The organism is Lysobacter sp. Root76 (assembly GCF_001428685.1).
Lineage (GTDB): Bacteria > Pseudomonadota > Gammaproteobacteria > Xanthomonadales > Xanthomonadaceae > Lysobacter.
In genome coordinates this window covers 108,436-131,303 of the sequence record NZ_LMIK01000001.1, presented here as the reverse complement: position 1 = coordinate 131,303, position 22,868 = coordinate 108,436, and the positions used below count along the sequence as shown (strand labels likewise).

Annotated in this window: 18 protein-coding genes and 1 other RNA gene; 14 read left to right on the top strand and 5 right to left on the bottom strand. The window is 68.0% G+C overall.

All coding sequences use genetic code 11. The features are described from left to right. Positions 1-56 precede the first annotated feature (56 nt). The 3 genes from ASE10_RS00430 (at position 57) to ASE10_RS00420 (ending at position 4,191) form a co-directional block, all read left to right on the top strand. On the top strand, positions 57-1,487 hold the full coding sequence (locus tag ASE10_RS00430) for a deoxyribodipyrimidine photo-lyase (protein WP_056098189.1): 1,431 nt from the start codon (positions 57-59) through the stop codon (positions 1,485-1,487). Between the two features lie 148 nt (positions 1,488-1,635). Next, positions 1,636-3,093, top strand: a complete 1,458-nt coding sequence (locus ASE10_RS00425) for a wax ester/triacylglycerol synthase family O-acyltransferase (protein WP_056305517.1) — start codon at positions 1,636-1,638, stop codon at positions 3,091-3,093. 375 nt (positions 3,094-3,468) lie between these two features. Beyond that, positions 3,469-4,191: an OmpA family protein gene (locus ASE10_RS00420; protein WP_082559487.1), complete on the top strand. Its 723-nt coding sequence runs from the start codon at positions 3,469-3,471 to the stop codon at positions 4,189-4,191. 78 nt (positions 4,192-4,269) lie between these two features. Here ASE10_RS00420 and ASE10_RS00415 read toward each other — a convergent pair whose 3' ends face one another. Beyond that, positions 4,270-5,481, bottom strand: coding sequence for an FAD-dependent oxidoreductase (locus ASE10_RS00415; protein ID WP_056305515.1), 1,212 nt, complete (start codon positions 5,479-5,481; stop codon positions 4,270-4,272). 206 nt (positions 5,482-5,687) lie between these two features. Between ASE10_RS00415 and ASE10_RS00410 the strand changes: the two genes are divergently transcribed. Together ASE10_RS00410 and ligD are read left to right on the top strand one after the other, a co-directional pair. After that, the gene (locus ASE10_RS00410; protein ID WP_056305513.1) at positions 5,688-6,596 is read left to right on the top strand and encodes a Ku protein; all 909 of its coding nucleotides are present in this window, start codon (positions 5,688-5,690) and stop codon (positions 6,594-6,596) included. A 36-nt stretch (positions 6,597-6,632) separates the two neighbouring features. Beyond that, positions 6,633-9,083, top strand: a complete 2,451-nt coding sequence (gene ligD, locus ASE10_RS00405) for a DNA ligase D (RefSeq protein WP_055899447.1) — start codon at positions 6,633-6,635, stop codon at positions 9,081-9,083. A 3-nt stretch (positions 9,084-9,086) separates the two neighbouring features. Here the strand turns inward: ligD and ASE10_RS00400 are convergent, their stop codons facing one another. Further along, positions 9,087-9,563, bottom strand: a complete 477-nt coding sequence (locus tag ASE10_RS00400; RefSeq protein ID WP_055899445.1) for an MgtC/SapB family protein — start codon at positions 9,561-9,563, stop codon at positions 9,087-9,089. Between the two features lie 241 nt (positions 9,564-9,804). On the opposite strand from ASE10_RS00400, the gene ASE10_RS00395 reads away from it, so the two are divergent. Further along, positions 9,805-9,987, top strand: a complete 183-nt coding sequence (locus ASE10_RS00395) for a hypothetical protein (RefSeq protein ID WP_055899442.1) — start codon at positions 9,805-9,807, stop codon at positions 9,985-9,987. Between the two features lie 143 nt (positions 9,988-10,130). Further along, complete coding sequence (locus ASE10_RS00390) at positions 10,131-10,466, top strand: BON domain-containing protein (protein ID WP_200945806.1); 336 nt, start codon at positions 10,131-10,133, stop codon at positions 10,464-10,466. A gap of 111 nt (positions 10,467-10,577) precedes the next feature. On the opposite strand, the gene ASE10_RS00385 is transcribed toward ASE10_RS00390, so the two are convergent. Next, positions 10,578-10,757, bottom strand: a complete 180-nt coding sequence (locus ASE10_RS00385; protein ID WP_055899439.1) for a hypothetical protein — start codon at positions 10,755-10,757, stop codon at positions 10,578-10,580. Between the two features lie 267 nt (positions 10,758-11,024). Here ASE10_RS00385 and ASE10_RS00380 point away from each other — a divergent pair, with 267 nt between their 5' ends. Together ASE10_RS00380 and ASE10_RS00375 are read left to right on the top strand one after the other, a co-directional pair. Next, on the top strand, positions 11,025-11,447 hold the full coding sequence (locus ASE10_RS00380) for a CBS domain-containing protein (RefSeq protein ID WP_162250115.1): 423 nt from the start codon (positions 11,025-11,027) through the stop codon (positions 11,445-11,447). Positions 11,448-11,654: 207 nt separating this feature from the next. Continuing rightward, positions 11,655-16,082: a DEAD/DEAH box helicase gene (locus ASE10_RS00375; RefSeq protein ID WP_055899433.1), complete on the top strand. Its 4,428-nt coding sequence runs from the start codon at positions 11,655-11,657 to the stop codon at positions 16,080-16,082. Positions 16,083-16,580: 498 nt separating this feature from the next. On the opposite strand, the gene ASE10_RS00370 is transcribed toward ASE10_RS00375, so the two are convergent. Continuing rightward, positions 16,581-17,630 carry a nitronate monooxygenase gene (locus tag ASE10_RS00370; RefSeq protein ID WP_055899429.1) on the bottom strand — a complete coding sequence of 350 codons (1,050 nt, stop codon included), beginning with the start codon at positions 17,628-17,630 and terminating at the stop codon, positions 16,581-16,583. Positions 17,631-17,793: 163 nt separating this feature from the next. Between ASE10_RS00370 and ssrA the strand changes: the two genes are divergently transcribed. From ssrA to ASE10_RS00365, 4 genes are all read left to right on the top strand, one after another. Next, positions 17,794-18,147, top strand: a transfer-messenger RNA (tmRNA) gene (gene ssrA / locus ASE10_RS19350). Between the two features lie 244 nt (positions 18,148-18,391). Beyond that, complete coding sequence (locus tag ASE10_RS19875; protein WP_157480953.1) at positions 18,392-18,628, top strand: hypothetical protein; 237 nt, start codon at positions 18,392-18,394, stop codon at positions 18,626-18,628. 212 nt (positions 18,629-18,840) lie between these two features. Then, positions 18,841-19,032: a hypothetical protein gene (locus tag ASE10_RS20485; RefSeq protein WP_162255237.1), complete on the top strand. Its 192-nt coding sequence runs from the start codon at positions 18,841-18,843 to the stop codon at positions 19,030-19,032. Between the two features lie 65 nt (positions 19,033-19,097). Next, a complete protein-coding gene (locus ASE10_RS00365; protein WP_162255236.1) occupies positions 19,098-20,246 on the top strand; it encodes a helicase RepA family protein in 1,149 nt (382 codons plus the stop codon). Positions 20,247-20,354: 108 nt separating this feature from the next. On the opposite strand, the gene ASE10_RS00360 is transcribed toward ASE10_RS00365, so the two are convergent. Then, complete coding sequence (locus ASE10_RS00360; RefSeq protein WP_056305510.1) at positions 20,355-21,116, bottom strand: Cthe_2314 family HEPN domain-containing protein; 762 nt, start codon at positions 21,114-21,116, stop codon at positions 20,355-20,357. A 493-nt stretch (positions 21,117-21,609) separates the two neighbouring features. On the opposite strand from ASE10_RS00360, the gene ASE10_RS00355 reads away from it, so the two are divergent. Continuing rightward, a complete protein-coding gene (locus ASE10_RS00355; RefSeq protein WP_056305508.1) occupies positions 21,610-22,542 on the top strand; it encodes a hypothetical protein in 933 nt (310 codons plus the stop codon). Positions 22,543-22,868: the final 326 nt, after the last annotated feature.

Here is a 22,868-nt window from a genome sequence, read left to right as displayed (position 1 = left end):
GTCGCGGGCACGGCGGAACGGCATACTGGCCGTCCCTCGACTGCCCCGGTCCAGCGATGCCCGACGCCGACGCCACCGCGCTGGTCTGGTTCCGCAACGACCTGCGGCTGGCCGACAACCCGGCGCTGCGGGCCGCGCTGGACGACGGCTACACGCCGATCCCGATCTACATCCACGCCCCCGACGAACACGGCGACTGGCGCCCGGGCGCGGCGTCGGATGCCTGGCGCCACCATTCGCTGGCCGCGCTGGATCGCGAACTGCGCGCGCGCGGCTCGCACCTGCGCCGCTTCGTCGGCCCCAGCCTGCCGACCCTGCAGTCGTTGCTGCTGGCGACCGACGCCGAGGCGGTGTACTGGAACCGCCGCTACGAGCCGGCGATCGAGCAGCGCGACACCCGCATCAAGCAGACCCTGCGCCGCCAGGGCGTGCGCGCGGAAAGCCACAACGGCGCATTGCTGTTCGAGCCCTGGCAACTGGCGACCAAGCAGGGCGAGCCCTACCGCGTGTTCACTCCGTTCTGGCGCGCGGCGCTGGCTGCGTGGCGGTTGCAGCCGACCTGGGAACCGCCGGCGGCCTTGCCCGCCAGCGCGCAGGGGCCGGAAGGCGTGCCGCTGGCGGCGCTGAAGCTGCTGCCGTCGCCGGACTGGGACCGCGGGTTCTGGGAGCACTGGACGCCCGGCGAGGCCGGCGCGCGCGAGGCGCTGGAGACCTTCCTCGATGGTGCGCTGGAAGGCTACGCCCAACAGCGCGACCGCCCCGATCGGGTCGGCACCTCGCGCCTGTCGCCGCATCTGCACTTCGGCGAAATCGCGCCCTGGCGCGTGGTCGCGGCGCTGGAGGCGCAACGCAGCGCCACGCGCGCCGGCGATATCGACGCGGCCATCCGCGAACTGGGCTGGCGCGAATTCGCCCATCACCTGCTGCATCACTTCCCGCACACTCCGGAGCGCAACTTCAACCCGCGTTTCGACGACTTCGACTGGGCCCGGCTGGCGCAGCCGCGCCTGCAGGACTGGCAACACGGGCGCACCGGCGTGCCCATCGTCGACGCCGGCATGCGCGAGCTCTGGCACACCGGCTGGATGCACAACCGCGTGCGCATGATCGTCGCCAGCTACCTGAGCAAACACCTGCGCTATCACTGGCGCCACGGCGCGCGCTGGTTCTGGGACACCCTGGTCGACGCCGACCTGGCCAACAACACCCTGGGCTGGCAGTGGGTGGCCGGCACCGGCGCCGATGCCGCGCCGTACTTCCGCGTGTTCAATCCGGTGACCCAGGCTGAGAAGTTCGACCCCGAGGGCCGCTACATCGCGCGCTGGCTGCCGGAGCTGGCGGCCTTGCCGGTGCCGCTGCGCTTCGCGCCCTGGCGCGAGCCGGCGACGCTGCGCCGCCTGGCTCCGGACTATCCGGCCCGGCCGCTGGTCGACCTGGCCGCCGGCCGCGACGCGGCCTTGGCCGCCTACCGAAAGCAGCGAGAGTAGGGCGCGGCGATTCGGCAGCGCGGTAGCGGCCCGGCGATTCGACCCGCGCCGCCGCGCGATCTCCACGTCCCGATCTCGAATCGGGCACACCCGCGTTGACGCCGCTCGCGGCTGCGTGATTCACTCGGCGCAGACGCTTGGAGGGCGCATGGCCACAGCAGAACCGCGCAAGCGAGCGCGTCGCGAACCGATGTCGCGAGTGGATACGGCCTGGTTGCGCATGGAGCGACCGACCAATCCGATGATGATCACCGGCGTGCTGATGTTCGCCGAACCGATGTCGATCGACGCCTTGCGGCGCGTGGTCAAACAGCGCTTCCTGGCCTATACGCGCTTCCGCCAGAAGGCGGTCGACACGCCGGCAGGCGCGTCCTGGCAGACCGACGAGGATTTCGATCTCGACTGGCACGTGCAGCTGACCGCGCTGCCCGGGCGCGCCGGCAAGCGCGGCCTGGAACGCTTCGTCAGCCAGCTCGCGTCCAGCCCGCTCGATCACAGCCGGCCGCTGTGGCAGTTCCACCTGATCGAACGCTACGACGGCGGCTCGGCGCTGGTCGCGCGCATCCACCACAGCTATGCCGACGGCATTGCCCTGGTCCAGGTGCTGCTGTCGCTGACCGACACCACCCGCGAACCGGCCAAGGGCAGCGATCTGGCGAATGCCTGGCTCAAGACCGACGGCGCCGAAGTCGCGCGCCGGGTCGGCGCGGTCGACCGCTACATGAAGCTGGGCTCGCGCGCGCTCGAGAAGGGCATGGAGATGTACCGCGACCCGACCCTGGCCGGCATGCTGGCCAAGGAGGGCGGCGAGATCGCGCGCGAACTGCTCAACGCCCTGGCGCTGTCCGACGACCCGCCCTCGCTGCTGCGCGGCAAGCTCGGCGTGAGCAAGCGCGTGGCCTGGGCCGAACCGCTGGACCTGGAAGAAGTGAAGGCGGTCGGCCGCGCTTGCGACTGCACCGTCAACGACGTGCTGATGGCGACCGCGGCCGGCGCGCTGCGCAACTACATGATCGAACGCGGCGACAACGTCGACGGCGTGACCCTGCGCGCGACCGTGCCGGTGAACCTGCGCCCGCTCGAACACGCCAAGAAACTCGGCAATCATTTCGGCTTGGTGTTCCTGGAGCTGCCGGTCGGCGAGGGCAACCCGATCCGCCGGATCGAGCGCGTCGCCGAATGCATGAATAACCTTAAGAATTCACGCCAAGCCATTGTCGCATTTGGACTTTTGGCTGCGCTCGGCATGGCGCCGTCGCAGGTCCAGGGGCTGGCGCTGGAGTTGTTCAGCCGCAAGGCGACCGCGGTCGCGACCAACGTGCCCGGGCCGCAGCAGCCGCTGTACCTGGCCGGCTGCACCCTGCGCGAGATGATGTTCTGGGTGCCGCAGACCGGTTCGATCGGGGTCGGCATTTCCATCCTCAGCTACAACGGCCGCGTCCACTTCGGCCTGATCGCCGACGCCAAGCTGATCCCCGATCCCGACGCCGTGATCAGCCGTTTCGGCGCCGAGTTCGACAAGCTGCTGTACCTGGCGCTGATGGGCAATTGGGACCGCACCCTCGACGCCGCCGGCGCCGATGCGCTGGTGCCGCTCGACGCTTGAGCGCCTGAGCCGGCGTATCCCGACGGGCGGGTGCGATGCGAATCGCACCCGCCCGTCGCGGTCGATTCGCGCGGCCGCAGCTCACGCCCTCGTCACGCATTCGCCGCGCCCCGGGGTAGGAGCGGCGTGAGCCGCGACCAGCCCCACACTCGCGACACCACCGCTTCCTGTGGGAGCGACGTAAGTCGCGATGCGAATCGCCACCGAACCTGCGCAATCGCAATTCATTCCGGGCCCACAGACGTCCCGCGACCCGCGCCACGTACTGGGCCGACAGCCGAACTGACAGCTGAACTGGCGATCGCGCCCGTCACCCGTCCGCGACGCCGGCGTGATTAGCTTGTGCCCTGCCGAGTTCAGCTGAGGAAAACCCCCATGAAAACCCAGATCAAGATCGTGCTGGCCGCCGCTGCGATGACCGCAGCGCTCGCCGGTTGCGCCACCGGTGGCGGTGGCTACTACGGCGGCCAGCCGCAGCAGTACCCGCCGGGCCAGTACCCGCCCCCGCAGCAGCAGGGCGGCATGAACAAGACCCAGAAGGGCGCCATCATCGGTGCGCTCGCCGGCGTCGCGGCCGGTCTGCTCAGCGGCGACGACGCCACCGAACGCCGCCAGCGCGCCCTGGTCGGCGCGGGCGTGGGCGGCCTGGCCGGCGCGGCGATCGGCAACTACCAGGATCGCCAGGAGCGCGCCTTGCGCGACCGCATGGCCGGCACCGGCGTCGACGTGGTCCGCCAGGGCGACAACATCACCCTCAACATGCCCAGCAACATCACCTTCGCCTTCAACAGCGCCCAGCTCGACTCGCAGTTCTATCCGGTGCTCGACAACGTCGCCTCGACCCTGCAGGAATACAACCAGACCATCGTCGAGGTCGCAGGCCACACCGACAGCATCGGCAGCGACGCGGTCAACCAGCGCCTGTCCGAACAACGCGCCGCTTCGGTCGGCAACTACCTGATGTCGCGCGGCCTGGTCCGCGACCGCTTCATCCTCACCGGCGCCGGCAAGACCCGCCCGATCGCCAGCAACGATACCGAGCAAGGCCGCGCTCAGAACCGCCGCGTCGAGATCACCCTGGTGCCGTTGCGCTCCTGAACCACGCGTCGTTAGCCTCGAAGCTGCACCGGACGGGCCGCGAAAGCGGCCCGTTCGCATTGCCGCGCAACGTCGGTCTCAGCCTATCCGCCGGAACGAGAACAGCTCCGCCAGCGGGTGCGGCCGGCGTTCGATCAGGGCGCGCAGCAGCCCGGCGCCGATCTCGGCATAGGTGATGCCGTTGCCGCCGTAGGCCATCGCGAAATGCACGCGCGGCCCGTACTGCTGGTGCGGACCGAAGAAGGGCAGGCCGTCCTCGGTTTCGGCGAAGGTGCCGGCCCAGGCGAAGCTGGGCGCCAGCTCCAGGCCCGGAAAGCGCCGCGCGACTTGCCGCACCAAGCGTTGCGTCTTCTTGTGCAGACGCGCGTCGCGCTTGGCCGGCACGTCGATTGCATCGTCCTCGCCGCCGACGATGATGCGGTCGTCGCCGGTGCCGCGCAGGTAGAGATAGGGCCGCGCCGATTCCCAGACCATAGTCCGGTCCAGCCCGCGCAGCTCGGCCGCGGGTATCGGATCGGTGACGAAGGCGTAGCTGCTGTGATTGCGGGCGAGCCGCTGGCGCAGCCAGCGCTGCCCTGCGTAGCCGGTCGCCATCACCACCTGCGCCGCGCGCACTACGTGGCCCTGCGGCGTGCGCAGCAGCACCGTGCGGGCGCCGGGTTCGATGGCCGCGATCTCGCTGCGGTCGTACACGCGTACGCCTTGCCGGGCCAGGCGCATCAGCAGGCGGTAGGTCATGCGGTAGGGATCGACGCGTGCGCCCAGGCTGCTGAGGATCGCGCCGGGCGCATGCAGGCCGTAACGCTCGTGCAGATCGGCGGCATTGAGCCAGCGCACGTCGAAACCGTGGCGGCGGCGCAGCGCGAGTTCGTGCTTGAGCACGTAGACATGGCGCTGCTTGCTCGCGCAATAGACGCTGTCCACGCGCGCGAAGTCGACCCCGCCCAGGCCGCGCGCACGTTCGCGCAGCGCCACCACCGCGTCGCCGCAGGCGCGGTAGGCGAGGGCGGCGGCGTCCTCGCAGTAGCGTTCGCTCAGGTCGATCAGGTGGGTGTCGATCTCGTACTGCAGCAGCGCCGTGCTGGCCGCGGTGCTGCCCCAGCCGACGTCGCGCTGCTCGATCACGATCACCTCGTGACCGTGGCGCGCCAGTTCGTCGGCGATCAGCGCGCCGCTGATGCCGCCGCCGATCACCGCCACGTCGCAGCGCGCATCGCCGTCCAGGGCCGGAAACGCATGCATCAGGCCGTTGCGCACGGCCCAATAGGGGTAGCCGCTCTTCAGGTCCATGGCGATGCGCGGAACTGGGTCATGCGCGGGTCCGTCGACGGAAAGCAGAGCACAGCACACCCGATCGGCCGTCGTGGCAGGGTGAGCGCAGGTTCGCCGGCGTTCATCCGCTTCACCCGGGTTCGACGGCGAGGGAGGCACAGTAGGCCGCCTCGGCCGCCGGCTCGCTCGACGCGCGCGGCGGTCCCCTTCGCGGAGGACGCCTCATGGCTCGCCCGATCTGGACCGGCACGCTCTCGTTCGGTCTGCTCAATATCCCGGTAAAGCTGATGACCGGCGAACGCCGCGTCGACCTGCATTTCCGCATGCTCGACAGTCGCGACAAGGTGCCCATCCGTTACGAGCGCGTCAACGCCGAAACCGGCGAGGAGGTGCCGTGGAAGGAGATCGTCAAGGCCTTCGAGTACGACAAGGGCAGTTACGTGGTGATCGAGGAGGCCGACATCGCCGCGGCCGCGCCGGATCACAAGGAAACCGTGGATATCGACGGCTTCGTCGATGCCAGCGCGATCGGGCCGGAGTTCTACGAAAAGCCCTACGTGCTGGAACCGGGCAAGAAAGCCGAGAAGGGCTACGTGCTGCTGCGCGAAGTGCTGCGCCGCACCGGCAAGATCGGGATCGGCCGGGTGGTGATTCGCACCCGCGAATACCTGGCAGCGGTGATGCCCAAGGGCGACGCGCTGCTGCTGATGATCCTGCGCTTCTCGCAGGAGCTGGTGGACCCGGAAGACTACAAGCTGCCGCAGGGCAAGCTGGAGAAGTGGAAGATCTCCAGCCGCGAGGTCGCCATGGCCGAAGAGCTGATCAAGTCGATGAGCTCGGACTGGAAGCCGGAAAGCTACAAGGACGACTTCCGCCAGCGCCTGCACAAGGTCATCGAGCAACGGGTCAAGGCCAAGAAGGTCGTGCGTCGCAAGGGCGAGCCCGAAGAATCGCTGCCCGAGAACGCCGCCACCAACGTCATCGACTTCGCCGAGCTGCTCAAGCGCAGCCTGGAGAAGAAGGGCGGCAAGGCGCCGGCCAAGACCGCCAAGGCGACTAAGGCCGCGCCGGCGAAGAAGGCCGCGGCCAAGAAGCGCGCGACCCGGCGTCCGGTGCGCAAGAAGACGGCCTGACGTGGCCGCGGCGGGCGCCGGCGCCACGGGGGCCGCGTGAGCCTGCGCGACTACGCGCGCAAGCGCCGCTTCGGCCAGACTCCGGAGCCCGAAGCGCAGGCGCAGGCGCGCCGGGGCCGCGCGCCGATCTTCGTGGTGCAGCTGCATCATGCGCGCGCCCGTCACTACGACTTCCGCCTCGAAGTCGACGGCGTGCTCAAGAGCTGGGCCGTGCCCAAGGGGCCTTCGCTGCGCGCCGGCGAGCGCCGGCTCGCGGTCGAGGTCGAAGACCATCCGCTGGCCTACGCCAGCTTCGAGGGCGACATCCCGCAAGGCCACTACGGCGCCGGCCACGTCGATCTGTTCGATCGCGGCACCTGGTCGGCCGAGGGCGATCCCCTGGAACGGATCGGCGCCGGCAAGCTCGAGTTCGAACTAGACGGCGAGCGCCTGCACGGCCGCTACACCCTGGTGCGTACGCGGCCCTCCGGCCGGCAGCCGCAGTGGTTGCTGATCAAGCGCTCCGACCGTTACGCGCGCGACATCGATGCCGACGGATTGCTCGAGGGATCGGCGAAACCGGTGCGCACGCGCGTCCAAGCCAAGCCGAAGCCGCCCGCGGCTAAGAAAAAGGCTGCCGCCAAGGCCGCTGCGCGTACCGCCGGCAAACGCTGGAAGACCCGCGCCGTAGCCTGCGCCGGCGCCCGCGTCGCCACGATGCCGGACAGGGTCGAATTGCAGCTGGCGACCCTGCGCATGACCGCGCCCGTGGGCGAGGACTGGCTGCACGAGGTCAAATGGGACGGCTACCGCATGCTCGGATACGGCCGGCGCGGTGCGGTCCGGCTGGAATCGCGCAACGCCCTCGACTGGACCGAACGCCTGCCGCGCCTGATCGCGGCCCTGGGCGAACTCCCGGCCGCGCAGTTCATCGTCGACGGCGAACTGGTCGCGCTGGACGCGGACGGTCGCAGCGATTTCGCCCGCCTGCAGCGCGAGCTCGAACGTGGCGACAACGACGATCTGCGCCTGGTCCTGTTCGATCTGCTCTACCTGGACGGCGTCGACCTGCGCGCCTGCGCCCTGCGCGACCGGCGCGCGCTGCTGCGCGACCTGCTGGCGGCCGACCCCACGCCGCTGCTGGCCTTCAGCGAACATATCGACGGCGCCGGCGCGCAGGTATTCCAGGCCGCCCTGGATGCGGGCCTGGAGGGCATCGTCAGCAAGCGCGCCGATGCGCCGTACCGCGGCGGCCGCAGCGGCGACTGGATCAAGCTCAAGCATGCCGCCGACGAGAGCTTCGTCGTGGTCGGCTACACCCCGCCCAAGAGCAGCCGCAAAGGCTTCGGCTCGCTGCTGCTGGCGACCTCCGAGCGCGGCGGGCTGCGCTACGTCGGGCGCGTCGGCAGCGGTTTCAGCGACGAACAACTGCGCACGCTGACCCAACGCCTGCAGGCCCTGCGCCGCCAGTCGCCGACCGTGAAGCTGCCCGGGCACGTGCCGTTCTCCGCCGCCAGCGTGACCTGGGTCGCGCCGCGCCTGACCGTCGACATCCACTCGCGCGGCCGCGGCAAGGAGGGCCTGGTGCGTCAGGCCAGCTTCCTGCGCGTGCGCGACGATCTAACACCGCCTTCGGACTCCACCGCCATGCCTGCCACCAAGCTCACTCATCCCGAACGCATCGTCTTTCCCGAGGACGGCATCAGCAAGGCTCAGGTCGCGGCCTATTACGAAGCCGTCGCGCCCTGGCTGCTGCCGGAGCTGGCGCAGCGACCGATCTCGCTGCTGCGCTGCCCGGATGGCGTCGGCGCCAGCTGCTTCTTCCAGAAGCATCACGCCGACAGCCTCGGCGCGGGCGTGCATGCGATCGCGTTGAAGGAGTCGTCGGGCCGGGCCGACTACGTCTACGTCGACGACGTGGACGGCGTGCTGGCGCTGGTGCAGATGAACACCCTGGAGTTCCACCCCTGGGGCGCCAAGGTCGACGACGTCGAGCGCCCGGACCGGCTGGTGTTCGATCTGGATCCGGCCGAGGACGTGCCCTGGAGCGAACTCAAGCGCGCCGCGCGCGACGTGCGCGACCGCCTCGAAGAACTGGGCCTGCGCAGCTGGCCGCGGCTGTCGGGCGGCAAGGGCATGCATGTAGTGGTGCCGATCCAGCGCGGCCCGGACTGGGCCGCGGTCAAGCACTTCTGCGAGGCCTTCGCCGACGCGATGGTCGAGCGCACGCCGCTGCGCTACGTCGCCACCGCGTCCAAGGCCAAGCGCCAGGGCCGGATCTTCATCGACTGGCTGCGCAACGCGCGCGGAGCCACCAGCGTGGCCAGCTGGTCGCTGCGCGCGCGCGCCGGCGCGCCGGTGGCGATGCCGTTGCGCTGGGACGAACTCGCGCGCGTCGGCGCTCCCAACGCCTTCGATCTGGCCAAGGCCCAGCGCCGCGCCGCGCGCCTGCGCGCCGATCCCTGGGAAGGTTTCGCGAGTGCGCGCCAGCGCCTGCCGAAACTGTGAAGCTCAGGCGTCGTCCTTGCGCGGCGCGCGCGCGGCCATGCGGCGTTCGAACGCATTCAACAGGCTCAGCACCGCCAGGGTCAGCAGGGTGGCGGCCAGCGCCAGCAAGCGATAGTCGAAGCCCGCGGCGATGCCGATCACCGCGACCATCAGCAGCGAGGCGGCGGTGGTAATGCCGGCGACCGTGTTGCCGCCGCGGCGCGAGAAGATGGTGCCGGCGCCGATGAATGCCACGCCCGCGACCACGGCTTCGACCAGGCGCAGGGGATCGACGGCGATCCGATCGTTGGCGAGGTGGCGCGGATCGGTCAGGCCGAGCTGGCCGATGCCGATCAGCAGCGCCGCCGCACCGGCGACCAGCATGTGGGTGCGGAAGCCCGCCGGGCGATTCTTCATCTCGCGCTCGAGCCCGATCAGCCCGCCCAGGCCCATCGCGTAGGCGGTGTCGACCAGGACGCGGAACTGTTCAGCGATGTCCATGGCCGGCGATGCGCGCGCGTTCATCCGCGCCGGCGCATTCATGATCGTGGCGATGATGCGAAACACGGTGCACGCGCATGCTCCCTGACTGCGATAAAGAAGTGATAGCGCCGCATTCGTGAGCGCATCGTGACCGCTTTGCGGTGTCAACGGACTCGCTAACACAATCGTGGCGTCGCCTTTACCGCACGCGGATTAGGGTCGCACTCACGCCGGGATGGTTCCGGCGGGAGGAGCCCCCATGCCCCGTGGAGAAAAATCCGCGTACACCGACAAACAAAAGCGTCAGGCCCAACATATCGAAGAGGGCTATCGCAAAGAAGGCGTGTCCGAGAAAACCGCCGAGGAACGCGCCTGGGCGACCGTCAACAAGCAGGACGGCGGCGGCAAGAAGTCCGGCTCCGGTCGCAAGAGCCACCACTGAGTCATCGCCGCCGAGTCATCGCGGTATCGCGCCTCGATGCCGTGCCTCCGTCCGCGGCGCCCGCCTCCTGGCAATCGCCGTAATCGTCCGCCGCGTACCGAATGCATCGTTCGCGCCGGCATCCCTTCCTCAGGAGCACGCACATGATTCGCAAACTCAATGTTTCCCTTCTGGCCGCCGCGCTGATCGCGATCGCGCCGGTGCTGGCACTTGCCCAGGAACACCCGCAACCCGCGCCGACCGGCGAATCCAGTCAGCCGGTAAGCGACACTTGGATAACCACCAAGGTCAAAACCGAACTGCTGGCGGCCAAGGACGTGTCGGGCCTCAAGATCGACGTCCATACCATGAACGGCGTGGTCTCGCTGTCGGGCAAGGTCGACAGCCAGACCCAGATCAACAAGGCGAAAGCGGTGGCCAAGAACGTGCAGGGCGTGCGCAACGTCGACGCCAAGGGCCTGATGGTCGCCAAGAAATGACGTCGACGCGCCGACGGCAGGCGTCGGCATCGTAATGCATGGCATCGCGGGATTCGGTCGCGATGCGCAAGGCCGCGACGGCGGGAACCGTCGCCGTCGCGGCCAGGGCGATCAGTCGCTCGGAGACGAAGCGTTCTTGTCGTCGCCGATGATGTCGTTCCAGCTGTGTTCGATGCCCTTGCGGTGTCCTTTCTCGGTGAGCTTGAGGCCGTGGCCGTCGATCGTCAGGGTGTAGAGCTTGTCGCCGATTTCCAGTTCGCGTCGCAGCGGCTTGTCCAGCTTGGTCGTCATGGCGTTCTCTCCGTTGATGTCGCATCGCAGGGCGTATCGCGTCAAGGACGCATACCGGGCCGAGGATACAACGGCCGGCGCGGACGCGCCGTACACACGGCCAGGCGCAGCATGGCCGTTGATCGGGCCGGCTTGCGTTACGCACCGCGTCCGCACCGGGCTGCCGGCCGGCGGCCCGGATCCACTGCGGTGTTCGATTGCAGAGCATCTCGATTGCTGAATTTCCGTGCCGGCAGTGCGGCACACCAGAACCGAAGGAGAGTCCGCATGGCCACTGTGAGCGCTTACATGACCCCCAACCCGGCTTCGTGCTACGTGACCACGCCGTTGCGCGAGGTCGCGCAGATGATGGCCGACTACGACTGCGGCGAAATCCCCGTGCTCGATGCGCGCGGGTTCCCGATGGGCGTGATCACCGATCGCGACATCACCGTGCGCGTGGTCGCGGCCGGCGGCGACGGCAGCGCCACCGCCGGCGACGCCATGACCGCGCCGGCGCGCACCGTCGGCGTCGACGCCGACCTGCGCGACTGCATCGACCTGATGGAACGCGCGCGGATCCGGCGCGTGCCGGTGGTCGACTCCGAGGGCTGTCTGGCCGGCATCGTTTCGCTGGCCGACATCGCCCTGGCCGGCAAGAGCCGGGCGACCGCCGAGGTGGTGCGCGAGGTCTCGATGCCGCCCGGCTGAGCGGGCGGCGCAGTCGCAGTCGCTGAGACGGGGGCAGGGCAGACTCGGGACATCGTCGGACAGGGCGCGCGGCGCTGAACGCTGCCCCGGCAGCCGCTCCGGCGTTCCGCCGCCGCCACGGCGCTATCCTTCCGAAACGTCCCGGCCGCCCCCATACCGGAACCGGCCCCCACCGGATTCCCGCAGCAGCGACCGCGCCCGCGCGCCATGCCACTGACCGCCTTCCATCCCGCCGTCGCCGCCTGGTTCGCGGCGACCTTCCCGGCGCCGACCCAGGCCCAGGTTCTGGCCTGGCCGGCGATTCGTGCCGGCCGCCATACCTTGGTCGCGGCGCCGACCGGCTCGGGCAAGACCCTGACCGCGTTCCTGGCCGCGATCGACGCCCTGGTGCGCCAGGCCGAGGAGCAGGGCGGGCTGCCCGACGAGACCGTGGTGGTCTACGTCTCGCCGTTGAAGGCGCTGTCCAACGACATCCACCTCAACCTCGACGCGCCGCTGGCCGGTATCCGCGAGCAGCTCGCGCGCATGGGCCGGCCCGACCCCGGTATCCGCAGCGCGGTGCGCACCGGCGACACCCCCGCCGGCGAGCGCACGCGCATGCGCAAGCAACCGCCGCACCTGCTGGTGACCACACCCGAGTCGCTGTACGTGCTGATGGGCTCCGAATCCGGCCGCGCCATGCTGTCGACCGTGCGCACGGTGATCGTCGACGAAATCCACGCCGTCGCCGCGAGCAAGCGCGGCAGCCACCTGGCCCTGACCCTGGAACGCCTGCAGGCCCTGTGCGAGCGCCCGATCGCGCGCATCGGCCTGTCGGCGACGCAGAAGCCGATCGAGGAGGTCGCGCGCTTCCTGGTCGGCGCCGGCGCGATCGCCGCCGACGGCAGGCCCGACTGCGAGATCGTCGACATCGGCTACGACAAGCGCCGCGACCTGGCCCTGGAACTGCCGCCGTCGCCGCTCAGCGCGGTGATGTCGAACGAGCAGTGGGACCAGGTCTATGTACGCCTGGCCGAGCTGGTCGCCGAACACCGCACCACCCTGGTCTTCGTCAACACCCGGCGCATGGCCGAACGCGCCGCCCGTCATCTCGGCGAGCTTCTGGGCAAGGACGCGGTCGCCGCGCACCACGGCAGCCTCTCGCGCGAACTGCGCCTGGATGCCGAGCAACGGCTCAAGCGCGGCGAGTTGCGGGTGCTGGTCGCGACCGCGTCGCTGGAGCTGGGCATCGACATCGGCGACGTCGACCTGGTCTGCCAGCTCGGCTCGCCGCGCGCGATCGCCGCCTTCCTGCAGCGCGTCGGCCGCGCCGGCCACCATGTCGGCGGCGTGCCCAAGGGCCGGCTGTTCCCGCAGTCGCGCGACGATCTGGTCGAATGCGCGGCCCTGCTGGACTGCGTGCGCCGCGGCGAACTCGACGCGCTGGAAGTGCCGGTCGCGCCGCTGGACGTGCTGGCGCAGCAGATCGTCGCCGAGGTCGCTTCGCGCGAGTGGGACGAGGACGCGCTGTACGCGCGCCTGACCCAGGCCTGGCCGTATGCGCGGCTGGCGCGCGCGGATTTCGACGCAGTCGTGCGCATGCTCGCCGAGGGCTTCACCACCCGGCGCGGCCCACGCGCAGGCTACGTCCATCGCGACGCCGTGCACCGGCGCCTGCGTGCGCGCCGCGGCGGCGCGCTGACCGCGGTGACCTCCGGCGGCACCATCCCCGACACCGGCGACTACGCCGTGCTGCTGGAGCCGCAATCGACCACCATCGGCAACGTCAACGAAGACTTCGCGGTCGAAAGCCTGGCCGGCGACGTGTTCCAGCTCGGCAACGCCAGCTACCGCATCCTGCGCGTCGAGCCGGGCCGGGTCCGGGTCGAGGACGCCCAGGGCGCGCCGCCGAACATCCCGTTCTGGCTGGGCGAAGCGCCGGGCCGCAGCGACGAACTGTCGCTGGGCGTGTCGCGGCTGCGCGGCATGGTGGACGCGCACCTGGCCGCGCACGGCGAACCCGACCCGGCCACGCTGGCGCAGGTGCACGCCCAGGTCGCCGCCGCGATCGTGCGCGAGCTGGGCCTGGGCGAGGACGCCGCGACCCAGTTGGTCGACTATCTGGCGCGCACGCGCTACGCCCTGGGCGCGGTGCCGACCCAGGACACGGTGGTACTGGAACGTTTCTTCGACGAGTCCGGTGGCACCCAGTTGGTCATCCATACGCCCTACGGCAGCCGCATCAATCGCGCCTGGGGCCTGGCCCTGCGCAAGCGCTTCTGCCGCAAGTTCAATTTCGAACTGCAGGCGGCCGCGACCGAGGACGCGATCGTGCTGTCGCTGTCGACCAGCCACAGCTTTCCGTTGCTCGAAGTCGCCCGTTACCTGCACAGCGCCAGCGCCCAGGACGTGCTGATCCAGGCCCTGCTGGACGCGCCGCTGTTCGGCGTGCGCTGGCGCTGGAACGCGACCACCTCGCTGGCGCTGCCGCGCTTCGTCGGCGGGCGCAAGGTGGCGCCGCAGCTGCAGCGCATGAAGAGCGAAGACCTGCTCGCGACCGTGTTCCCCGACCAGGTCGCCTGCGCCGAGAACCTGGCCGGCGAGCGCGAGGTGCCCGACCATCCGCTGGTCGCGCAGACCTTGCACGACTGCCTGTACGAGGCCATGGACGCCGCCGGCTGGCTGCGGCTGCTGGGCCGGCTCGAACGCGGCGAGGTCGGCGTGATCGCGCGCGACGTCACCGGCCCGTCGCCGATCGCGGCCGAGGCGATCAACGCGCGCCCTTACGCCTTCCTCGACGACGCGCCGCTGGAAGAACGCCGCACCCAGGCGGTGATGAGCCGCCGCTATACCGATCCGGACAGCGCCGACGACCTCGGCCGCCTCGATCCGGAAGCCATCGCCGCGGTCCGCGCCGAGGCCTGGCCGGAAGCGCGCAACGCCGACGAGATGCACGAAGCCTTGATCGGCTTGAGCTACGTGGAAGACGGCGAGGCGCGCGCGCACGGCTGGCTGGCGTGGCTGCAGGCCCTGGCCGGGGCCGGCCGCGCGACCCGGCTGCAGGCCGCCCTCGACGCCGGCGACGAAGCTGCGCTGTGGATCGCGACCGAGACCCTGCCGCAGGCGCGCGCCTTGTTCCCCGAGGCGCACTGGGCGCCGCAAGTCGACGTGCCTGCCGAATACGCCGCCGTCGCCTGGGAGGCCGAGGCCGTGCTCGCCGAATGGCTGCGCTCGCGCCTGACCGGCCTGGGCCCGGCCACGGTGCCGGCCTTGGCGGCATCGTTGCGGCAGCCGAGCGTGGCGGTGGAGATCGCCCTGGCGCGGCTGGAGAGCGAGGGCTACGTGATGCGCGGCCGCTTCAGCCGCCAGAGCAGCGAAGGCGGCGACGAGGAGTGGTGCGAGCGCCACCTGCTCGCGCGCATCCACCGTTACACCGTCGGCCGCCTGCGCCGCGAGATCGAACCGGTGTCGCCGCGCGACTTCGTGCGCTTCCTGTTCGACTGGCAGCGCGTGTCCGCCGCCACCCGCATGAGCGGCCGCGACGCGGTCGAGGCGGTGCTGACTCAATTGCAGGGCTACGAGGCTCCGGCCGCGGCCTGGGAAAGCGAGCTGCTGAGCGCGCGCATCGCCGATTACGCCAGCGGCTGGCTCGACGACCTGTGCGGCGCCGGCCGCGTGACCTGGGCGCGGCTGCGCCCGGCGCGTAGCGACGCCGCCAGCAACGCCGCCGCGCCCTCGGTGCGGCAGACCCCGATCGTGCTGTTGCCGCGCCGCGACCTGGCGGTGTGGTCGTCGCTGACCGCCGGCCGCGCCGACGAGGCGCCGCTGTCCTCGCGCGCGGCCAAGGTGGTCGACTGCCTGCGCGTGCGCGGCGCCTCCTTCTTCGACGAACTCGAACGCGGCGCGCACCTGCTCAAGACCGAACTGGAAGAAGCGCTCGGCGAACTGGTCGCGCGCGGGCGCGTGACTTGCGACAGCTACGCCGGCCTGCGCGCGCTGCTGGTGCCGCCGTCCAAGCGCGAAGGCACGCGCGGCGGCCGCAGCCGTCGCACGCCGATGTTCGGCATCCAGGACGCCGGCCGCTGGTCGCTGACCCCGCGTTCGGTCGACGACGGCTTGCCCGCGCCGGCTATCGACGCCGAGACCGTCGAACATGCCGCGCGTAGCCTGTTGAACCGCTACGGCGTGGTGTTCTGGCGCCTAATCGAGCGCGAAGCCAACTGGCTGCCGCCGTGGCGCGACCTGCTGCGCGTGTACCGGCGTTGGGAAGCGCGCGGCGAAATCCGCGGCGGCCGCTTCGTCGACGGCATGTCGGGCGAACAGTTCGCGCTGCCCGACGCGATCGGCGCGCTGCGCAAGGTACGCCAGCGCCCCGACAGCGGCGAACTGATCTGCGTCTCGGCGATGGACCCGCTCAACCTGGCCGGCACCGTACTGGCCGGCGACCGCGTCGCCCGCCTGCCGGGCGCGCGCCTGCTGTTCCGCGACGGCCTGCCGATCGCCAGCCTGAGCGCGGGCAAGGTCGAAATGATCGAAGAAGAAGTGACCCAGGCCGACGCCGAGCGCGTACGCCAGGCCCTGGTCCGCCGCCGCGGCACCGCCGCCGACCCCGACACCGCCCTGTACCCGCCGGGCCTGGCCGAAGCGCTGCGTTAAGCCTTCACCCCCATTTCGCGCCCCGGGGTAGGAGCGGCGTAAGCCGCGACCACAAACCCCCACCAACGCCGCACCTCCCAAAGCACCCTGTAGGAGCGGCGTAAGCCGCGACCGCGACCCCCACCAACGACGCACCTCCCCAAAGCACCCTGTAGGAGCGGCGTAAGCCGCGATCGCGCCCCCCACCAACGACGCACCTCCCCAAAGCACCCTGTAGGAGCGGCGTAAGCCGCGACCGCGACCCCCACCAACGCCGCACCTTCCCAAGCACCCTGTGGGAGCGGCGTAAGCCGCGATCGCGACCCCGCACCTGCATCGCAACTCTCGAAGCGCGCCAGACCCGCCAAAATCGACGCGTCGCCTTTCCCCCGCGACAATGAAAAGCGCGCGAACTGCTCTGCAGCGATAGCACAAAAGAATGTCGACAGCAGCGATCGGAGACTAGCGCTGTCCGCGGCCACGCAATCGCGGCTTACGCCGCTCCCACAGGAAGCAGACTCAAACTACGCGCTCGAACCCCCGCGCCAACTCCCGCGTCAATTCGCCCGCCGGAATCTCACGGCAGCCGCTCGCATTCTGCCCCGACCACAACGGCGAAAAATCGCCGCTGCCTTGCGCCTCGGCATGCGCGCGGATCGGCGCCAGCGCACCACCGGCGAGCGGGAAGGGCGGCGCCAGCGCGCTGATCGGCCCGCGCTCCAGCATGAAACGATTGACGATACCGCGCGCCGGGCGCCCGGAAAACAGGTTGGTGAGCGCGGTATGCGCGGCCGCTTCGCTGCCCAGCGCGGCGCGATGCACCGCACTGGTGGTGGCTTCGGGGCAGAGCAGGTAAGCGGTGCCGATCTGCACCGCGGCCGCGCCCAGATGCATCGCCGCCGCCACCCCGTCCGCATCGGCGATACCGCCGGCGGCGATCACCGGCACCCGGACCGCACGCGCGATCTGCGGCACCAGCGCGAAGGTGCTCAGCTGCCGGCTCAGGTCCATGTCGAGAAAGTGCCCGCGGTGCCCGCCGGCCTCCAGCCCCTGCGCGATCACCGCATCGGCGCCGTGCGCCTCCAGCCAGCGCGCCTCCTCGACGGTGGTCGCCGAGGCCAGCACCGTCGCGCCCCAGGCGCGCACGCGCTCCAACAGTTCCGGCGCCGGCAGGCCGAAATGGAAACTGACCACGCGCGGCCGGAACTGCGCCAGCAGCTCCGCCGCTCCGGCATCGAAAGGGCGCCGACCCACCGCCGCGCCGCCGGCGTCCGGATCGATCCCGAACTCGCGGTAGTAGGGCAGCAGCGACTGGCGCCAAGCCGCCTCGACAGCGGCATCGGCCGCAGGCGGGGTGTGGCAGAAGAAGTTGACGTTGTACGGACGGTCGGTCTGCGCCGCGATCGCGGTCAGCTCCTCGCGCAAACTCGCCGGACTCAGCATCGCCGCCGGCAGCGAGCCCAGCCCGCCGGCATTGCAGACCGCTAGCGCGAGCGCGCTGCCCTGCGAGCCGGCCATGGGCGCCTGGATCAGCGGGAAATCGAGTCCGAGCAGGTCGCGTAGCGTCATGGCTGGGGGCCGCGAAGGCAGGGGGCGTCTTGCGGATTATCGGCACAGACGACGCACTGCGGCCGTGAGCGCGCCGCAGCCGCCCAGATGAACCGCCGCCGTCGCCGCGCTTGTGAATGCGCCCGCCGTCCCTATACTGATCGGGTCAGCGTTAGCTGTCCCCGGGGGTGCACTGGCTTCGACGGGGGTTGCAAAATCGCTTGGCGCATGCCGAGGGGGTAGCTTTCCTCGTAAATCCAGCTGCAAACTTTTAGTTGCCAACGACGACAACTACGCTCTCGCCGCTTAAGGCGTAAGCCCCGAAACTGCTTGTGTCCGTGCTCGCAGCGTAGGGTCATCATCACGGAATCGCTGGGGACGGTTGCCTGTCAATCCCTGGTCAACCCAAAACAGGCTGGTTCCCGGATGCGCTTTGCGCGCCGTGCTGTCCGGGGGCGAGATCTAACGGAGCGCTAAGCATGTAGTGCCGGGGATGGAGTGCCTTCGGACGGGGGTTCAATTCCCCCCACCTCCACCAATACAAACCCCTGATTTATCAGGGGTTTTTTCTTTTCTGCCGCCCTGAGATCTGCCGCGTACGGATGCATGTACGGAAACCCAGATCGATCCGCTTGCGAGAGGTGCGCGGCTAAGAGCCTTCCTGCCAAAGCGCGCCTTCGACGTCCGGACATTCCTGCAATGGAACCCTTCTGCGGCAGTGCTGAAACTGACCCTGTCGCAACTATCGCGATATATCGCAAGGGTCTACCCGTATGCAGCGAATGGAACCATTCAAGCTGTCGCTTCGAGCAATCGCCGACCTTACTGGCGAAAGCCTTCCGCTTATTCATGACGCTATCAACGCCGGCCATCTGGAAACCTTCCTGGTGGGCCGCCGGCGCTTCGCGCGTCCCGCCGCTGTGTCGGCATGGGTCGACTTCCTGGAGTCCCGCAGCAAAGCCGGCAAACCTGTTTCCTACCGCGCACGTACTGCCGACCGCGAGGGGGTGGCCGCGTGAGGACAAAGAAAAGCCCCGGCTTGGGGGCCGGGGCCAAGGAAAACACCGAGAGCGACGCCAATGCTAGGGAGCAGTTGGCAAGCGCGTCATTGCGGAAATGTCCGCTTCCGCTTCGACCATTCCGCATCGAGCATCGATTCCTTAGTCGCTTGGTGATAGCACCCCGCTGGCGAGATAGGCAGCTGACACTCGGCGCTCTGGAGGCGCGCAGGATGGAAGCGGCCTGGCGAACGGTGCGGGCAGGGCTGCGAGAAATGTCCGTTGACGACGTGTTCGCCCACACGCGGCATATGGCTCGGCAATGGGAACGCTTCGCCATGTTGCCGAATTGCCCGCCTCCATTCGAGTTCAACGAGCTGGATGCAGTTCGCATGGTGCTGGATGCAATGGAGCTTCAGCGGTGACGGCTACCCCAGGTGAGTACACGCTCACGGAGAATGTCCCTCAGTGGCAAGCATATTTTCGACACTTGAACGAGCAGCGAGCGTCGCGGCTTGCGAAATTGGCTGCGCCGCATCTACCGCAAGTCCGGCCGCCGGTAGTAGACAAGCCGGCGGCTGGCTTCGGGTTCACGCTGATTGGGGACATGATCGGCGACGGGCTAAAGCCGGTCGCCTGGTTAGTTCGCAACTATGTCGAAGCTGACTCGCTGGCGCTTATGTTCGGCGATCCTGGTTGCGGCAAGTCGTTTGCCGCGATCGACCTGGCCTGTTGTATTGCGACCGGAACATCCTGGCATGGCAACAAAACCACGCAGGGCGCGGTTTTCTACATCGCTGGCGAGGGTCAGAACGGCCTAGCCCGTCGTTTTGTCGCTTGGTCGCAGCACAACAGCATTCCCCTGGCCGGGGCACCACTGTTCGTTAGCCAGCGTCCGGCTCAGCTTTGCAGTGCAGCAGCGGCGGCAGAGGTCGCCAACGCGGTTGGGGGGCTGGAAGCTGTGACGGGTCACAAGCCAGCGCTAATCGTCATTGACACTCTAGCCCGCAACTTCGGCGGCGCCGACGAGAACAGCGCGCAAGACATGGGGTCGTTCATCGCAAACCTGGATGCGTTCCTTAGGGCGAAATGGCGAGCCACCGTTCTGATCGTTCACCACTCCGGCCACGCCGACAAATCGAGGGCGCGCGGTAGCACGGCACTTAAAGGCGCTTTGGACGCGGAATACGCCCTCACGAAGGACGAATCTGGCGTCGTGCGGATCGACGCCACCAAGATGAAGGACGCTGAGCAGCCCGCGCCGCTGGCTTTCAAGCTGGAAACGGTGACCCTTGATGGGCTAACCGATGACGAGGGAAAGCCCATCACAAGCGCGGCTCTTTGGAGTGTGCCCCATGTCGCGCCAGCTAAGGCAGGAAAGACTGGGCGCGGCCGGAATCAAACTCTCGCGCTTTCAATCCTGGCGGAACTATTTGACGAGCGCCGCGCCAGGCTAGAGCGCGGAGGGTTTGACGCTAATGCGGCCCGCGTGAAGCTTGAAGAATGGCGGGATCGTCTAGCCGAGAACGGCGTAGACAGAAAGCGCTTCTATGACCTGCGGAACACACTCAAGGACGCCGGCCGCATCGACATCGAGTTTGGTGATTACGTCAGCCTGGTCGACGAGCGTCCGGTTTGAGTCCGGTTTACGTCCGGTTTTCCCGATTTGTCGTGTCCGGTTTGTCCGGTTTGCCTATAGGCAACCGGACGGACGGACTAAAGCGGTCGGGACATAGGGACTGAGCGTCTAGGTGGCGGAAACATAAGTGGACACCTTTTTTACGTGCTTTCGATAGTGCGGAAGAAACTTGTCGAGCAGGAGCCCAATGGCTTCGAACAGTTCAGTATTAATTGCCTCGAATTCACTGCGCTTTTCCGCGACAACCTTGCGCAGCAGTTGGCTCCGCATGATTGCCAGGTTCTTGAATGGGGTGCCCGACTGAGCTTCGTCCCAGGTTGACTCGTCGTAGATGTAGAAGAGAAGCAGGCGGTCAAGCTCCTTTTCTTGGTAGGAAGCCTGGTGAACGATCTTGTTCCTATCGCTCTGCTTTCCGGCAACAGCCTTCCTGACTCGCTTTAGGTGCGACGGAATGTCAGTCCGGGATACCTGCAGGTTGCTGACAACCAGGGAATGCCCGACGTTCGAGTCTTCAATGCAAAGGTGGAATACGCAATTCGTTAGCTGCAAGCATCTGTCGTATATCGACTGCAGGCGAATTAGGTAGTTTTCCACGGTGTATAGGAGATACCGTGCTCTGGTGATGCCGCTCTTCCGGGCTTTCCCAGAGTAGTTGAAGTCTGCGAGGTAAGTCGGTGCCTCTTGGAGCTGTTCGATCCAGGTTAATAGGTGCGCCAGGGCGTGACCCACTCGATATGTATAGAACTCAAGTTCATTAACGCTGTCTGACATCGGGTCGATGCCGAGCTCCTTATGCTTGCGCCGCATGCCCATTGAGTCGTTCCAGCACTCAGTAACGAACTTGTGGGTCTTTAGGTCGTCGATATTCATTCCTGATCCATCACCGATTGCCCGTACCCATGATGCCTGGGTCCTTCCCTGGCGGGGTAGGCCTGTGGGGTCGGCGACACCGCCTAGTTCGCATTGTGCGTGCCCGTCAAAAATGGGTTTGTTGTTTCTGTCGGCCATCTACCGCCTTAGCCGAGAGGCCAGCCATCAGTCCATGAACCCCATCGAGAGGACCTCTCCTGGCTCTGGCGGACATTCCGCCAATGGAATGGGCTCCCTGCATGGCGGACATTTCGGCAATGGAAGCGGCAGCAATTGACGCCGAAGATTTGCCCCACAGAGCCGCCCAGAGCCCCGCATGCACGACGAGTCCTCAGCCTTGGAAATCCACTACACGATGATTGCGCCTGATGGCAGTCGGCACCTTGTGTACTCGGGATCGAGCTGGGAAGGGTTGCGAGCGGCAAAGGAAGCATGGCTCGCAAGCCATTACCCGGACGGCGGTTACCGCCACACCACTTGAGACCTGATACCAATGCTGCAGGAAAAGATTCGCAATTTGATGGCCGAGGCCACGACCGCTCAGGCGTTCCGTGCCCATACCCCTGTAGGAATGCAGGAGCCAACGGTTTACATCCCGACTTCGGCTGCTCGCTCTGCTCTCATGTGCCTGAGCACAGATAGCCTTACGGGGCTCTTCGACAAAGACGGTCGACTTCGTCGCACGCCGAACGCCGCGCCTTCAAGTGACGAGATCCGACTTGATTCGGTCGTTATTGCGAACTCCCGCGTCGCGAATGCAGGCGCCCATATCGTCATCTATCCGGAAGCCACAAAGGCGCACGCAGTCGGCAAGACGGGACAAGTGGCGCTGGAGCATGTGCCAGGCCATGTTCGGAGCATCGAACTCGCCGTTTTCTCCACAGTAGACGTCGAGGAGGGAGGGACTGTGCCGACTACACCGCTCCCGATCCAGTCGTCGGCTATTGATTGGAATCTAGGGGTCGCAAAAGCGGTCCGCTTCGAAATTTCGCGCAGCGACCGTCGCAAATATTCGAACCCCGACGAGCTTTGCGCGCAGGTGCTGGCGACGATAACGCTGGGCCTGGCGCGCGCGGCCGATGAAGTCCTGTTGTCCGCTCTAAGCGGCATGTCGCTGTCACCTTTCACGCTCGGCAAGGCAGCTGCTGAGGGGCTCATGGTTGGCGACCTTCGCGCTCTGACAAGCGGCGCGGGCGCCGCGATTGCCCACGATGGTGTTCTCCGCGCATCCGGCGTTCCTGCGGAACTTACCGCTGATATGGCAGGAACCATTGCAGGTGCATTCAACCGCGCCTCGGTTGTTGTGAAAGATGACGTGACTGTCATGTTCGAGCGCATCGGCAATGCCGGCAACCTCTCAGTCATCGCTTGGGCGAGCATGCTGCCAATCGTCAATGATCCGAATAAGTTCTGGATCGTCGCCTAATGCGACTGCTTACACGGCTCTCAGGCATTGGGGATCGAGGTTCGGAGTTGCCGCAAACGGTCGCGTTCTCTGGTGCGTTGGATGCGGCAATTGGCGCAGCCACCTTTGTGGGGCGCGAACCGGACGACAACGGACATCGCATCGTCGTTATTTGCCACGCACGTATCGGCGCAACTGTCGTTTGCGATGCCGGGCGCCCCGACGCCTGCCGGCACACTTAAAGCAGGTTCGAAGCTTGGGCGCGGCACTTGACGGCGCAGTCGGTGCTCCTTGAAGCTGGCCCCACGTCGCTCCCGGACTCTTCCGTCCGCGGCGACGCAAGGAAC